Source organism: Kitasatospora sp. NPDC004289 (assembly GCF_053602875.1).
Map to the genome: position 1 here is coordinate 59,372 of NZ_JBSGEL010000008.1, position 14,964 is coordinate 74,335.

The window sequence follows — 14,964 nt, forward strand, 5'->3', positions numbered from 1 at the left end:
GGTGCCTTCGAAGCGCACCGAGCGCAGAACCTCACGGCTCTGACCTGCGAGAGCAACGGTTCCGCCGCCCCTCGGTGACCTCTCGCCGGACACTACCCAACTTGAGGCCGCACGTCAGGAAAAGAACACGAAAAGTCCTGGTCAGCCAAGGTCGACCAGGACTTTTCCGGGCAAATCAGCCGCCCTGACGACCCATCCGCCGGGCCGCTGTGACGCGCCTCACAGGGCGCCCGTCATGAACTGCGTCACTTCACCACGGCGGCGATCTCCTCGACGAAGCGCTCCGAGGCAGCCCGCAGGGCCGCCACCGAGGGCCCGTGCTTGAGCACGTCCCGGCTCACGCTGGGCAGGACGTTCCCGACCGAGTCGCCGAACACCCGCGGCAGGTCGGCCGCCGTCGCCCCCTGGGCGCCGACCCCGGGGGCCAGCAGCGCGCCGTTGATCGCCAGGTCCGCCCCGGCCTCGGCCAGGGTGGCGCCGACCACCGCGCCGAAGGAGCCGAGCGGCTCGGCGCCCGCGTTCTCCGCCCTCAGCCGGTTCAGCACGCCCTGGGCCACCGTCAGCCCGTCGGCGCCGACGGCCCGCTGGACCTCGTGGCCCTCGGGGTTGGAGGTGAGCGCCAGCGCGAACAGGCCGCAGCCGTTCGCCTTCGCCAGGTCCACGGCCGGCTGCAGCGAGCCGAAGCCCAGGTACGGCGAGACGGTCAGCGCGTCCGAGAACAGCGCCCGGTCCGGCGACAGGAAGGTCTCCGCGTAGGCGGCCATCGTGGAGCCGATGTCGCCGCGCTTGGCGTCCATCAGCACCAGCGCGCCGGCCTCGCGGGCCTCGGTGACGGTCCGCTCCAGCACCGCGATGCCCCGGGAGCCGAACCGCTCGAAGAACGCGGCCTGCGGCTTGAGCACCGCCACCTCACCGGCCAGCGCCTCGACCACCGTGCGGCTGAAGGTCTCCAGGCCGGCGATGTCGTCGTTCAGGCCCCAGGCGGTGAGCAGCGAGGCGTGCGGGTCGATGCCCACGCAGAGCCGGCCCCGGGCCTCCAGGGAGGCGGCGAGGCGGGTACCGAAGGGAGCGAGCGTCATGACGGCCTTTCAGGTGGATTCCGCGCGGTGGGCGTACCCCACCGCGTCCGTGTACGAGGCGAAGCCCCTCGCCGCCAGCTCGGTGCGCAGCTCGTCGAGGATGCGCAGCGGGGCGGTGGGGTCGTGGAACAGCGCGGTGCCGACGGCGACGCCGGCGGCACCGGCCAGGGTGAACTCCAGGGCGTCCAGCCCGGTCCGGAGCCCGCCCATGGCGAGGATCGGCACCCTCGGGATCCGGTCGGCCAGCATCTCCGCGTGCACCTGGTGCACGCAGCGCACGGCCAGCGGCCGGATCGCCGGGCCGGACAGCCCGCCGGCCGCACCGCCCGGCACCGGGCGCATGGTGACGGGGTCGATGGCCATCCCGAGGGGGGTGTTGATCAGGGACAGTCCGTCGGCGCCGGCCTGCACGCAGGCGGCGGCGATCTCGGTGACCGAGGTGACGTCCGGGGAGAGCTTGGCGTAGACCGGCAGCTGGGCATCGGCCGCGCGGCGCACCGCCCGGACCACGTCGTAGGAGGTGGCGGGGTTGCAGGCGAAGACCTGGCCGCGGTCGGCGGCGTTCGGGCAGGACAGGTTGACCTCGACGCCGACCACCCCGGGCTGCCCGTCCAGCGCGGCGGTGACCTCGGCGAACTCCTCCAGCCGCTCCCCCGCGACCGAGACCACCACCCGGGCGCCGCGCTCGGCCAGCCAGGGCAGCTCGGTCCGGACCAGGTGCGCGACGCCGACGCCCTGCAGGCCGACGCCGTTGAGCATCCCCGACGGCGTCCGTGCCGTCCGCGGCGCGGGCCCGCCGGCGCGCGGCTCCCGCATGACCGTCTTGGTGGTGACCGAGCCCAGCGCGTCCAACGGCACGAACTTGGCCAGCTCCCGGCCGTACCCGGCGCAGCCCGAGGCGGTGGTCAGCGGGTTCGGCAGCGTACGGTGCCCCAGCGGGGCGGTCAGGTCGATCTCCCGAGGGTCCATCAGGCCGCCTTCCCCGTCTCCGCCCAGCGCACCCGCGCCCCGTCGAACACCGGCCCGTCCGTACAGGACCGCACCGACCGGCTCACCCCGTCGGCCCCGATCACCGGTAGCAGACAGGCTGCGCAGAGCCCCGTCCCGCACGCCATCGCCTCCTCCACCGCCGTCCAGCACCGTGCGCCCAACTCACCTGCGACAGCCGCGACTTCGGCCAGCATCGGGGTCGGCCCGCAGGCGTACACCACGGTGGCGTCGATCGCCTTCAGCGCCTGCGCGACCACCTCGGTCACCACCCCGGCCAGCCCCGCCGAACCGTCCTCCGTCACCACCAGCACGTCCTGCGTCAGCTCCCGGGCCGCCTCCGTCCCGAACAGCCGCTCCTCGCTCGCCGCCCCCAGGATGAACCCGACCTGCCCGCCCCGCCGCCGGATCCCCTCCGCCAGCCCGAACAGCGCCGCGCTCCCGTACCCGTCGGCCACCAGCAACGCACTCACCGGCCCCTCCGGCACCGGGAACGGCGTCCCCAGCGGAGCGATCAGACTCAACCGGTCCCCCACCCGACTGCGCACCAACTCCCGTGTCCCCGGCCCGCGTTCGGCCACCACCAGCTCGACCGTCCCGCCCCCGACGTCCGCCCGGTGGATCCAGAACGCCCGCCCCCGCAGCATCACGAAGTGCCCCGGCCCGACCCGCCGCGCCACCTCCGGAGCCCGCAGCACCAACCGCCGGTACGCCCCGGCCGGCGCCGACTCCACCAACTCCGCCTCGGTCACCACTGGATGGGCCATCGGTTCTCACTTTCTCGGGAACGTCCAGAACCAAGAACGAGCCTCGGACCATTCGGCAACCAGGGTCAGCGACAGCAGGGGCGCGAGGAACTGCGCGAAGGGGAACGGCACTTGCCGCACTCCGCGCCGCGCAGTCACCCCCGCCCACGGACCGGCGCTCAGGCCTTCGCCGTCCCGACCGCCTCCGCGATGCTCTTGTACCCGCTCGCCTTCAACCGCGCCGCCAGCCCCCGGTGCAGCTTCCGCATCCAGAACGGCCCCTCGTAGATGAACGCGCTGTACCCCTGCACCAGATCGGCCCCGTGCGTGATCCGCTCCCACGCGTCGTCCGCCGTCTCGATGCCGCCCACGGCGACCAGCACCAGCCGACCCTCCGTCCGCGCCCGGAGCCGCTGCAGCACCTCCAGCGACCGCGCCTTCAGCGGGGCCCCGGACAGCCCGCCCATCCCGATCTCCTCCACCCGGGCCGCGGACTCCTTGAGCCCCTCCCGCCCGATGGTGGTGTTGGTCGCGATGATCCCGTCCAGCCCGATCTCCATCGCCATGTCGGCGATCGCGTCGATGTCCTCGTCCGCCAGGTCGGGCGCGATCTTCACCAGCAGCGGCACGTGGTGCGGCACCGACCGGTCCGCCGCCCGCCGCACGTCGACCAGCAGCGGTGCCAGCGTCGACACCGTCTGCAGGTTCCGCAGCCCCGGCGTGTTCGGCGAACTCACGTTCACCACCAGGTAGTCCGCGTGCTCGGCCAGGCGCTCCGTGCTCTTCACGTAGTCGGCGGTGGCGTCGACCTCGTCCACCACCTTGGTCTTACCGATGTTCACGCCCACCACCGGCGTGAGCCCAGTCCGGGCCCGTCCGGCCAGCCGCGCCGCGACCCGCGACGAGCCCTGGTTGTTGAAGCCCATCCGGTTGATCAGCGCCCGGTCCTCGACCAGCCGGAACAGCCGCGGCGCCGGGTTCCCCGGCTGCGGCTCACCGGTGACCGTCCCGATCTCGACGTAGTCGAAGCCCAGCATCGACAGCCCGTCGATCCCGATCCCGTTCTTGTCGAAGCCGGCCCCCAGCCCGAACGGCCCGGGCAGGTCCAGCCCCAAGGCGGTGGTGCGCAGGGAGGCGTGACGCGGCGCCAGCACCAGCTTCACCAGCTGCCGCAGCCCGGGCACCGAAGCGGCCAGCCGGATCCAGAAGAACGCCAGGTGGTGCGCCTTCTCCGGGTCCATCTTCTTGAAGACCAGATCGAACAGCAGCTTGTACACGACGGGGTCGCACCCTTCCTCGGAACAGAAAGCGGACATGGGTGTGGGGGGCACCCCAACCTGCGGTGTGCCCCCCACGGGGATGAGCTACTTGCGCCCGGCGTTGATCAGGGCCGCGTGCTCCTGCAGCGACATCACGCCGACCTCGCCGCGCAGCAGCGCGTCGGAGCCCTGCACCGCCGCGCCCATCGCCTGAACGGTCGTCAGGCACGGGACGCCGCGCGACACCGCCGCGGTGCGGATCTCGTAGCCGTCCAGACGGCCGCCGGTGCCGTACGGGGTGTTGATGATGAGGTCGACCTCACCCTCGTGGATCAGCTGGACGATGGTCTTCTCCCCGTTCGGGCCCTCGCCCTCGCTGTGCTTGCGCACCACGGTGGACGGGATGCCGCCGCGCTGCAGCACCTCGGCGGTGCCGGAGGTGGCGAGCACCTCGAAGCCCATCTCGACCAGCGCGCGGGCCGGGAAGACCAGGTTGCGCTTGTCGCGGTTGGCGACCGAGACGAAGACCTTGCCCTTGGTGGGCAGGGCGCCGTAGGCGCCGGCCTGGGCCTTGGCGTAGGCGGTGCCGAACACCTTGTCGATGCCCATGACCTCGCCGGTCGAGCGCATCTCCGGGCCGAGCACGGTGTCCACGCCGCGGCCGTGGATGTCGCGGAAGCGGCTCCACGGCATCACGGCCTCCTTGACCGAGATCGGGCAGTCGGCCGGCAGCGTGCCGCCGTCGCCCTCGCTCGGCAGCAGGCCCTCGGCGCGCAGCTCGGCGATGGTGGCGCCGAGCGAGACCCGGGCCGCCGCCTTGGCCAGCGGCACCGCGGTGGCCTTCGAGGTGAAGGGCACGGTGCGCGAGGCGCGCGGGTTGGCCTCCAGGACGTACAGGATGTCCCCGGCCAGCGCGAACTGGATGTTGATCAGACCGCGGACGCCGACGCCCTTGGCGATGGCCTCGGTGGAGACCCGCAGGCGCTTGATGTCGTAGCCGCCCAGGGTGATCGGGGGCAGGGCGCAGGCCGAGTCGCCGGAGTGGATGCCGGCCTCCTCGATGTGCTCCATCACGCCGCCGAGGTAGAGCTCGTGGCCGTCGTAGAGGGCGTCCACGTCGATCTCGACCGCGTCGTCCAGGAAGCGGTCGATCAGCACCGGGTGCTCGGAGATCAGACCGGCGTGCCGCTCCAGGTAGGAGGCCAGCGAGGCCTCGTCGTAGACGATCTCCATGCCGCGGCCGCCGAGCACGTACGAGGGGCGCGCCAGCACGGGGTAGCCGATCTCGTCGGCGATCGCCTTGGCCTCCTCGAAGGAGAAGGCGGTGCCGTGCTTGGGGGCCGGCAGGCCGGCGTCGCGCAGCACGCGGCCGAAGGCGCCGCGCTCCTCGGCCAGGTCGATGGCCTCGGGCTGGGTGCCGACGATCGGCACGCCGTTGTCCTTGAGCGCCTGGGCCAGGCCGAGCGGGGTCTGCCCGCCGAGCTGGACCAGCACGCCGGCCACCGGGCCGGCCTGCTGCTCGGCGTGGACGATCTCCAGCACGTCCTCCAGGGTGAGCGGCTCGAAGTAGAGCCGGTCGGAGGTGTCGTAGTCGGTGGAGACGGTCTCCGGGTTGCAGTTGACCATGACGGTCTCGTACCCGGCCTCGGCGAGCGCGAAGGAGGCGTGCACGCAGGAGTAGTCGAACTCGATGCCCTGGCCGATGCGGTTCGGGCCGGAGCCCAGGATGATCACGGCGGGCTTGGAGCGCGGGGCGACCTCGGTCTCCTCGTCGTAGGACGAGTAGAAGTACGGGGTCTTGGCGGCGAACTCGGCGGCGCAGGTGTCCACGGTCTTGAAGACCGGGCGGATGCCCAGCGCGTGCCGGACCTCGCGGACCACGTCGGAGCGCAGGCCGCGGATCTCGCCGATCTGCTGGTCGGAGAAGCCGTGCCGCTTGGCGTGGCGGAGCAGCTCGGGGTCGAGCTTCTCGGCCTCGGCGAGCTCCTCGGCGATCTCGTTGATCAGGAAGAGCTGGTCGACGAACCACGGGTCGATCTTCGTGTTGTCGAAGACCTCCTCCGGGGTGGCGCCGGCCCGGATGGCGTCCATGACGGTGTTGATCCGGCCGTCGGTCGGGACCTGGCTCTTCGTCAGCAGCTCGGCCTTGTCGCCGAGCTCGCCGGTCCAGTTGAACTGCGAGCCCTTCTTCTCCAGCGAGCGCAGCGCCTTGTTCAGCGCCTCGGGGAAGTTGCGGCCCATCGCCATCGCCTCGCCGACCGACTTCATGGTCGTGGTCAGCGTGGCGTCGGCGCTCGGGAACTTCTCGAACGCGAAGCGGGGCACCTTGACCACGACGTAGTCGAGCGAGGGCTCGAAGGAGGCCGGGGTCTTCTCGGTGATGTCGTTGGGGATCTCGTCCAGGGTGTAGCCGACCGCCAGCTTGGCCGCGATCTTGGCGATCGGGAAGCCGGTGGCCTTGGAGGCCAGCGCCGAGGAGCGGGAGACGCGCGGGTTCATCTCGATCACGATGATCCGGCCGTCGACCGGGTTGATCGCGAACTGGATGTTGCAGCCGCCGGTGTCGACGCCGACCTCGCGGATGATCGCGATGCCGATGTCACGGAGCGTCTGGTACTCACGGTCCGTCAGGGTCATCGCCGGGGCGACGGTGATCGAGTCACCGGTGTGCACGCCCATCGGGTCGAAGTTCTCGATCGAGCAGACCACCACGACGTTGTCGTTCTTGTCGCGCATCAGCTCGAGCTCGTACTCCTTCCAGCCGAGGATGGACTCCTCCAGGAGCACCTCGGTGGTCGGCGAGAGGGTCAGGCCCTGGCCGGCGATGCGGCGCAGGTCCTCCTCGTCGTGGGCGAAGCCGGAGCCGGCGCCGCCCATGGTGAAGGAGGGACGCACGACGACGGGGTAACCGCCGAGCGTCTCCACGCCCTTGAGGACGTCGTCCATCGAGTGGCAGATGACCGAGCGGGCGGACTCGCCGTGGCCGATCTTGGCGTTGACGGCCTCGACCACGCCCTTGAAGAGCTGGCGGTCCTCGCCCTTGTGGATCGCCTCGACGTTGGCGCCGATCAGCTCGACGCCGTACTTGGCGAGGGTGCCGTTCTCGTGCAGCGAGATCGCGGTGTTGAGCGCGGTCTGCCCGCCGAGGGTCGGCAGGAGCACGTCGGGGCGCTCCTTGGCGATGATCTTCTCGACGAACTCCGGGGTGATCGGCTCGACGTAGGTGGCGTCGGCGATCTCCGGGTCGGTCATGATCGTGGCCGGGTTGGAGTTCACCAGGACGACCCGCAGGCCCTCCGAGCGGAGCACCCGGCAGGCCTGGGTGCCGGAGTAGTCGAACTCGGCGGCCTGGCCGATGACGATCGGGCCGGAGCCGATCACCAGGACGGACTTGATGTCAGTGCGCTTCGGCACGGGTCAGCTCCCTGCGGTGGTGCGGGCCGGGGCACCGGCCATCAGGTCGACAAAGCGATCGAAGAGGTAGGCCGCGTCGTGCGGGCCCGCTGCCGCTTCGGGGTGGTACTGGACCGAGAAGGCCGGGGTGTCCAGGCACTGGAGGCCCTCGACCACGTCGTCGTTCAGGCAGACGTGGGAGACCTCGGCGCGGCCGAACGGGGTGTCGCTCACCTTGTCCAGCGGGGCCTGCACGGCGAAGCCGTGGTTGTGCGCGGTGACCTCGACCTTGCCGGTGGTGCGGTCCTGCACCGGCTGGTTGATGCCGCGGTGGCCGTACTTCAGCTTGTAGGTGCCGAAGCCGAGCGCCCGGCCGAGGATCTGGTTGCCGAAGCAGATGCCGAAGAACGGGGTCTTCTTGGCCAGCACCTCGCGGGCGACCGCGACCTGGTGGTCGGCGGTGGCCGGGTCGCCGGGGCCGTTGGAGAAGAACACGCCGTCCGGGTTCACCGCGTACAGCTCCTCGGCGGTGGAGTTCGCCGGGAAGACGTGCACCTCGATGCCGCGCTCGGCCATCCGGTGCGGGGTCATGCCCTTGATGCCGAGGTCGAGCGCGGCGACGGTGTACTTCTTCTCACCGATCGCCGGGACGACGTAGGTCTCCTTGGTGGCGACCTCGGCGCACAGGTCGGCGCCCTTCATCTCGGGCGCGCGGCCGACCCGGGCCAGCAGCTCGGCCTCGTCGGCCAGCGCCTCGCCGGAGAAGATGCCGACCCGCATCGCCCCGCGCTCGCGCAGGTGGCGGGTGAGCGCGCGGGTGTCCACGCCGCTGATGCCGACGACGCCCTGACGGACCAGCTCCTCGTCCAGCGAGCGCTCGGCGCGCCAGTTGGAGGTGACCCGGGAGGGGTCGCGGACCACGTAGCCGGCCACCCAGATCTGCGAGGACTCGTCGTCCTCGTCGTTCCAGCCGGTGTTGCCGATCTGAGGGGCCGTCATGACGACCACCTGGCGGTGGTAGGACGGGTCGGTCAGGGTCTCCTGGTAGCCGGACATGCCGGTGTTGAAGACGGCCTCGCCGAAGGTCTCGCCGACCGCGCCGTAGGCCTGGCCGCGGAACACCCGGCCGTCCTCCAGGACGAGCACGGCGGGGATGCGCTCCCGCCTGTGGCGCGTGGTGGTGGGGGCAGGTGCGGTCATTTGGCGGCCTCTTCTTCCGTCTTCTTCGTCGTACGTCGTGTCACGAGAGCCTCGACCGCCTCGACCCAGGCGGTGTGCTCCTCAGGGTGGTCGGCCCGGAAGCCGGAATCCAGCGCGACACCCTGGTTGTCCCAGGTGATGACGAGGAGTCCGGCGGGCACGACCTTGCCCGCGATCCCGGAGTCCGTCCGGGCGGCCGCGAGGCTGCCCGCAGGGATCCAGAGGTCCACGTCACCGGGCCGGCGGACCAGCAGGCCCCGCTCGGTGAGCGTGAGTTCGGCCAGGCTGCGGGTGCCGAGGCCGTGCGCGACGACCCGGTCCAGCCAGTTCCCGGCGGTGGTCGAGCCGTGGTAGCGGCCCTTCGCCTCCAGCAGCGGCGCGCCCGGGTCGGTGGGCACCTCCGGCAGCGGGGGCAGGTCGGACTGGAGCGTGCGGCGCCAGTTCCAGCCCTGGCGCATCAGCCAGTAGACGAGCCCGACCAGGATCGCCAGGCCGGCCATCCACCCCAGGTACGGGGTCCAGTCGGTGATCTTCGCCTTCTCCTGGGCCAGCTGAAGGAGCATCACGCGTCCTCACCCAGCTCGGTCAGGGCCCCGGCGAGCACCGTGGCGGTGCCGCGCAGGAAGGTGGCGTGCACCTTCCCGGGCAGGTCGAGGCCCTTGAAGGGGGTGTTCCGGCTGCGGGTGGCGAAGGCGTCGGGGGTCACGGTCCCACGGTACGCGGGATCGAACAGCACCAGGTTGGCGGGCTCACCGACCGAGATCGGGCGGCCCTGCCCGGTGAGACGGCCGATCCGGGCCGGGCGGTGCGACATCCGGTCCGCCACGCCCTGCCAGTTCATCAGACCGGTGTCCACCATGGTCTGCTGGACCACCGAGAGCGCGGTCTCCAAACCGACCATGCCCATCGCGGCCACCGCCCAGGCGCAGGTCTTGTCCGCCTCGGGGTGCGGCGCGTGGTCGGTGCCGACCGCGTCGATGGTGCCGTCGGCCAGCGCGGCGCGCAGCGCGAGCACGTCCTCCTCGGTGCGCAGCGGCGGGTTGACCTTGTAGACCGCGTCGCCGGTGCGGACCAGCTCGTCGGTGAGCAGCAGGTGGTGCGGCGTCACCTCGGCGGTCACGTCCAGGCCGCGGGACTTGGCCCAGCGGACGATCTCCACCGAGCCCTTGGTCGAGAGGTGGCAGACGTGCAGCCGGCCGCCGGTGGCCGCGGCCAGCGCGACGTCGCGGGCGATGACCGCCTCCTCGGCGACGGCGGGCCAGCCGGGCAGGCCGAGCTCGGCCGAGACGGTGCCCTCGTTCATCTGGGCGCCCTCGGTCAGGCGGGGCTCCTGGGCGTGCTGGGCGACCACGCCGTCGATGCTCTTGGCGTACTCCAGCGCGGCGCGCATCATCACGGCGTCGTCCACGCACTTGCCGTCGTCGGAGAAGACCCGGACGGCGGCGGCGGAGCGGTGCATGCCGTCCCAGTCGGCCGCCTCCTTGCCCTCCAGGCCGACAGTGACGGCGCCGACGGGGTGCACGTCGCAGTAGCCGGCCTCCAGGGCCAGGCGGTGGACCTGCTCGACCACCTCGGCGGTGTCGGCGGTCGGGGTGGTGTTGGCCATCGCGTGCACGGCGGTGAAGCCGCCCATGGCGGCGGCCTGAGTGCCCGTCAGGACGGTCTCGGCCTCCTCCTTGCCGGGCTGGCGCAGGTGGGTGTGCAGGTCCACCAGGCCGGGCAGCACCAGCAGGCCGCGGGCGTCGATCTCGACGTCGGCGGCGGCGTCCAGGTCGGTGCCGATCTGCTGGATGACGCCCTCGGCGAGGAGGAGGTCCTGCGGGGCGCCGCCCAGGATCTGGGCGTTGCGGATCAGGTACGTGGTCATGACTGTGCTCCGGGGGTCTTCGGTACGGGGGTACGAGGCAGCACGGCGGGGCGGGCACGGAGCACCGCCCGGCCGCTACTCCCCGGAGGGCTCGGAGGCGAAGGCCTGCGAGGAACGGGCCGCGTAGTCGCGGTCCCCGACCAGCACGGCGTCCCGGCCGTCCACGTCGGCGAGCCGGACCTGGACCGCCTCGCGCAGCGAGGTCGGCAGGTTCTTGCCCACGTAGTCGGCGCGGATCGGCAGTTCGCGGTGGCCCCGGTCGACCAGTACGGCGAGCTGGACGGCGCGCGGGCGGCCGATGTCGCTCAGCGCGTCGAGCGCGGCGCGGATGGTGCGGCCGGAGAAGAGGACGTCGTCGACCAGGATGACCAGCTTGCCCTCGATCCCGTCGGCCGGGATCTCGGTGTGCTCGGCGGCCCGGGCGGGCTTCAGCCGCAGGTCGTCCCGGTACATCGTGATGTCCAGGGTGCCCATGGGTATCTCGCGGCCGGTGATCTGGGCCAGCTTGGCCTGCAGGCGGCGGGCGAGGTGCACCCCGCGGGTGTGGATGCCGAGCAGCACGACGTCCTCCGCGCCCTTGGCGCGCTCGACGATCTCGTGCGCGATCCGGGTGATCACCCGGGTCACATCGGTGGCGTCCAGCACCTGGTGCGGTGGACGCGCTGAGTCAGTGCGTGTGGTCATGCCGAAGCCGACCTCCTTCCCCGCCTCACAGGACGGGCTTTAAAGGATGTCTGTGGAACGACCCCCGGGCTGCGCCGGAAGCCGCCGCCATCGTAACAGGGGGATCATGTCTGCCTGGTCAGGGGCCCAATCGCACGAGTGCACCATTCGGCTTGACGCAACTACCTCACTCTACGTAACCTCACAGTGAGTTACGAGACCGCCGCCGAACCCACCGGTAACGCAGCCGGGTCCGGCAGCTGAACCACCAGCCCGCTCGTGCTCACCCTTCAACGCGAAGCAATCTCGTCCGGGGAGACCAATGTCCAGCGACTACGCGAAGCAGCTCGGGGCCAAGCTCCGGGCGATCCGCACTCAGCAGGGGCTCTCCCTGCACGGCGTCGAGGAGAAGTCCCAGGGGCGCTGGAAGGCCGTGGTGGTCGGCTCGTACGAGCGCGGCGACCGCGCGGTCACGGTGCAGCGCCTCGCGGAGCTGGCGGAGTTCTACGGCGTGCCGGTCCAGGAGCTGCTGCCCGGCGGCACCCCCGGCGGCGCGGCCGAGCCGCCGCCGCGCCTGGTGCTCGACCTGGAGAGACTGACCCAGGTGCCGTCCGAGAAGGCCGGCCCGCTGCAGCGCTACGCGGCCACCATCCAGAGCCAGCGCGGCGACTACAACGGGAAGGTGCTGTCGATCCGTCAGGACGACCTCCGCACCCTGGCCGTCATCTACGACCAGTCCCCCTCGATCCTCACCGAGCAGCTGATCAGCTGGGGCGTGCTCAACCCGGACGCGCGCCGCGCCGTCCGGGAGGAGGACGTCAACTGACCTGACGTCACCTGCAGAAACGTCACGGCGGAGCGGCCCCTCGCGGGGCCCGCTCCGCCGTTCGCGCGTCCCGGCCCCGGGTCAGCACACCGTCCCCAGGCTGAACCCCGGCCCGGACGACACCCCGTCCAGCTCCACCGCCGCCGGCACGTACCCGTGCCCGCCGCCCTGCCAGCCCCAGGCCGTCTGCCGGTACTCCCCGCAGGCCGAGCCCTGGGTCCCGTGCAGCAGCGCCGCCCCCGGCAGCTCCCGGTACAGCCCGGCGCAGAGCACCGCGCAGACCAGGTCCAGGTCCTCGTCGTTGATCCGCACCACGCCGTCCTCCCAGTGCAGGATCCGGGCCTCCGCCGTCAGCCGCCCGCCCGGCGCCTCGACCGCGCAGCGGAACTCGTACGTGCCCGGGCCGGCCCCCACCAGCATCCGGCGGAACACCTCCGCCCCCGCCTGGTAGGCCCGCCGCACCGCCGGGTCGGCGTCCTCCTCCGCCGCGTACAGCCCGCCGTCCACCAGCAGGTCCGCGTGGCGCAGCGTCAGCCCGTTCTCCCGGGCCCGCACCAGGCGCGGCAGGAAGTCCCCCGAGAGCTCCTCGCCCTGGTAGGGCAGCAGTTGGGTCTGCAGCGGCGGGTTGACCAGGTAGCGGTCCCGGGAGGTCTGCTCCGCCGGGTCCAGCCCGTGCAGCAGGCAGAACTCCGCGAAGTCCTGCGGGTGGAACACCCGGGCCTGCACCACCCCGAAGCTGCGCCGCGCCTCCTCCAGCAGCACCGCGGTGTCCAGCAGGTAGGCGTCGTAGTCCGGAGCGTCCGTCAGCCGCCACTCCCGCACCCGCTCGAAGTCCTCCGGGCCGGCCAGGATGCCGGTCACGAACGCCTGGTCCTCGTGTCGGGCCGGCTGGTGGGAGGTGCAGCGGGAGGCGCGGGACGGGCGACCGTTACGGCTCATCGGAGGCTCCTGATGGTTCGTCGGCGGCGGAGTGCCGCTGCCCCTCTACCTCCCCCTCCCCGGCGGGCGCACACGTACCGCACGTCACAAGCCTGTAACCGTCCGTGACGCATCCGCCACCGCGAGCGCCTGAGTACGGGTGCTCATGCGCCGTTCACCTGCGCCCCCCACACTGCTCTGCGGATGGCACGCCGACGGGGGGAAGCGGGATGTTCGGATCACGGGTGCTGCGGGCGGCCCTGGTGGGGCTGGTCGGCAGTGCGCTGCTGCTCGGCGCTTGGTGGCTGGCCGCCTGGGCCACCACCAGGTCGTGCACGGACGAGCCCTGGGGCTGCCTGGACTGGCTCGTGCTCGACATCGTCGGTTCCTTCACCGTCCTCTCGGTGCTGGCCGGGATCGCCCTGCACCTGCTCGACGTCCGCCCGGCCGTGCGGGTGGTCACCACGGCACCGCTGGTGGTCTGGTTCGTCGCCGCGCAGGCCGGCCGCGCCGAGCTGGCCCCGCCCTGGCAGCTCCTCCCACTGCTCGCCGGAGCCGCGTACGCCCTGGTCACGCCCGTGGTGCTGCCCGGCCGTACGCCCCTCACCGCCCGGGTCGCCCTGGTGGCGGCCCTCCTCCCGCTCTGGCCGCTGGCCTCGGCGCTCGGCGACCGGCGGGCGGACCAGCGCCGGGCCGACTACGTGGCCACCGCCACGGTCCCGCTGCTCGGCCCGGACGCCACCGGCCTGCGGGTCAGCCCGCCGAGTCTCGACAGCGAACGCCGCACGCTCTCCTACGCCCTCCACCCGGACGGCGCGCCCGCGAACCGGGACGTCGAGGTGACGGTCTCCGTCGCCCACCCGGACTTCGGCCCGCCGTACTGCCGCGCCGACGGCCCCGCCCGGGAACCGCTCTCCCTGGCCTGCACCGCGCTCACCGACACCACCTGGCGGGCCGTCATGCACTCCAACACCGTGGTGTTCTTCGTCCGCCGCGGGGACTCGATGGTCACCCTCACCGCCGACGGCACGCACGTGACCGACGAGACCCTGACCGCGATGGCCACCAGCCTCGCCGTCCGCGAGCCGTCCTACTTCGGCTGACTACTTCGGCGGCCGCGGCGCCCGGGCCAGCTGGCGGGACTGGGCGACCAGCCGGCCGGAGGCGTCCCAGACCTCGCAGTCCTCCTCGAAGTGACCGGCCGCCAGGTTCCTGGTCGAGTGCACCACCCGGAGCCAGCCGGGCACCGGCCGGGCCCGCAGATGGACCGTCAGTTCGATGGTGGGCGCCCAGCCGGGCATGCCGAGGTCGAAGGTGACCGGCGGCAGCGCGTCGGCCACCAGCAGCAGCGAGAGCGGGTCCGGCTCGCGCCCGTCAGCCAGCTTGAACCAGCCCTGGATCAGCCCCCGCCCGGACGGCTGCCCGAGCGCCCAGCCGACGCTGGCCGGGTCCAGCCGCAGGTCGAACCGCTCCAGCAGCGCGGCCTGCGAGATCAGCTGCGGCGGCGCGTGCTCCACGCCGATGCACTGCTCCACCGGCGGCAGCTGCGGCGCCACCGCGGTGGTTCGCACCTCCCCCTGATGGGTGCTCAGGTCCCCGTAGGTGGCGAGCACCCGCAGCCGCTCCTCCCCGCCCTGGCTCAGCGAGGCCGTCGCGGTGGAGAGCGAACGCCCCCGCCGCACCGACTCCGTCCGCACCTCCGCCGGCCCGGGCACCGAGGCCGACAGGTAGTACCCGCTGATCGAGACCGGATCCGGGTGCTCGGGGTGGTCCAGCGAGAGCGCGTGCCCCGCCACCGCCAGCAGCAGCCCCCCGTTGATCCCGCCGCCGATCTGCCAGCCCTCGCCCAACTCCGCCCGGTACGCCCCGGGGCCGTCGGTCTGGAGGGCGATGCCCTGGTCGAACTCGCTGAGGATCGCGGTGGTCATCGGTGGAGCCGCCTTCGCAGAGCAGTTACCCGTCAGTAGCCACCATAGGCCAGCCGCCCCCGGGAACGACAGAGCCGCCGGACCCCCGAAGGGGCCGG

At 72.3% G+C, this 14,964-nt stretch carries 13 protein-coding genes; 2 read left to right on the forward strand and 11 right to left on the reverse strand.

Annotated features, from left to right (window positions below; translation table 11 throughout):
* Positions 1–245: 245 nt before the first annotated feature.
* The 9 genes from pyrF to pyrR all read right to left on the reverse strand — a co-directional run bounded on the left by pyrF (position 246) and on the right by pyrR (position 11,215).
* A complete protein-coding gene (pyrF, locus tag ACWEPF_RS07550; protein ID WP_452171828.1) occupies positions 246–1,079 on the reverse strand; it encodes an orotidine-5'-phosphate decarboxylase in 834 nt (277 codons plus the stop codon).
* 9 nt (positions 1,080–1,088) lie between these two features.
* On the reverse strand, positions 1,089–2,048 hold the full coding sequence (locus ACWEPF_RS07555) for a dihydroorotate dehydrogenase (protein ID WP_452171829.1): 960 nt from the start codon (positions 2,046–2,048) through the stop codon (positions 1,089–1,091).
* Positions 2,048–2,833, reverse strand: a complete 786-nt coding sequence (locus ACWEPF_RS07560) for a dihydroorotate dehydrogenase electron transfer subunit (RefSeq protein ID WP_452171830.1) — start codon at positions 2,831–2,833, stop codon at positions 2,048–2,050. Before ACWEPF_RS07560 ends, ACWEPF_RS07555 begins: the two co-directional genes overlap by 1 nt.
* A 158-nt stretch (positions 2,834–2,991) precedes the next feature.
* Complete coding sequence (locus tag ACWEPF_RS07565) at positions 2,992–4,089, reverse strand: quinone-dependent dihydroorotate dehydrogenase (protein WP_452171831.1); 1,098 nt, start codon at positions 4,087–4,089, stop codon at positions 2,992–2,994.
* Between the two features lie 87 nt (positions 4,090–4,176).
* Entirely contained in the window at positions 4,177–7,485 is a 3,309-nt protein-coding gene (gene carB / locus ACWEPF_RS07570) for a carbamoyl-phosphate synthase large subunit (RefSeq protein WP_449794921.1), read from the reverse strand.
* A 3-nt stretch (positions 7,486–7,488) separates the two neighbouring features.
* Positions 7,489–8,664: a glutamine-hydrolyzing carbamoyl-phosphate synthase small subunit gene (carA, locus tag ACWEPF_RS07575; RefSeq protein WP_452171832.1), complete on the reverse strand. Its 1,176-nt coding sequence runs from the start codon at positions 8,662–8,664 to the stop codon at positions 7,489–7,491.
* Entirely contained in the window at positions 8,661–9,227 is a 567-nt protein-coding gene (locus ACWEPF_RS07580) for a PH-like domain-containing protein (protein WP_452171833.1), read from the reverse strand. The genes carA and ACWEPF_RS07580 overlap by 4 nt, the downstream gene beginning before the upstream one ends.
* Entirely contained in the window at positions 9,227–10,531 is a 1,305-nt protein-coding gene (locus ACWEPF_RS07585) for a dihydroorotase (protein ID WP_452171834.1), read from the reverse strand. The genes ACWEPF_RS07580 and ACWEPF_RS07585 overlap by 1 nt, the downstream gene beginning before the upstream one ends.
* A 75-nt stretch (positions 10,532–10,606) precedes the next feature.
* The gene (pyrR, locus tag ACWEPF_RS07590; protein ID WP_345283295.1) at positions 10,607–11,215 is read right to left on the reverse strand and encodes a bifunctional pyr operon transcriptional regulator/uracil phosphoribosyltransferase PyrR; all 609 of its coding nucleotides are present in this window, start codon (positions 11,213–11,215) and stop codon (positions 10,607–10,609) included.
* 301 nt (positions 11,216–11,516) lie between these two features.
* Between pyrR and bldD the strand changes: the two genes are divergently transcribed.
* A complete protein-coding gene (gene bldD / locus ACWEPF_RS07595; protein ID WP_345283293.1) occupies positions 11,517–12,020 on the forward strand; it encodes a transcriptional regulator BldD in 504 nt (167 codons plus the stop codon).
* An 81-nt stretch (positions 12,021–12,101) separates the two neighbouring features.
* Here bldD and ACWEPF_RS07600 read toward each other — a convergent pair whose 3' ends face one another.
* Complete coding sequence (locus ACWEPF_RS07600; RefSeq protein WP_452171835.1) at positions 12,102–12,959, reverse strand: hypothetical protein; 858 nt, start codon at positions 12,957–12,959, stop codon at positions 12,102–12,104.
* Positions 12,960–13,168: 209 nt separating this feature from the next.
* Here ACWEPF_RS07600 and ACWEPF_RS07605 point away from each other — a divergent pair, with 209 nt between their 5' ends.
* Positions 13,169–14,041, forward strand: coding sequence for a hypothetical protein (locus ACWEPF_RS07605; protein WP_452171836.1), 873 nt, complete (start codon positions 13,169–13,171; stop codon positions 14,039–14,041).
* Here ACWEPF_RS07605 and ACWEPF_RS07610 read toward each other — a convergent pair whose 3' ends face one another.
* Entirely contained in the window at positions 14,042–14,866 is an 825-nt protein-coding gene (locus ACWEPF_RS07610; RefSeq protein ID WP_452171837.1) for a thioesterase family protein, read from the reverse strand.
* Positions 14,867–14,964: the final 98 nt, after the last annotated feature.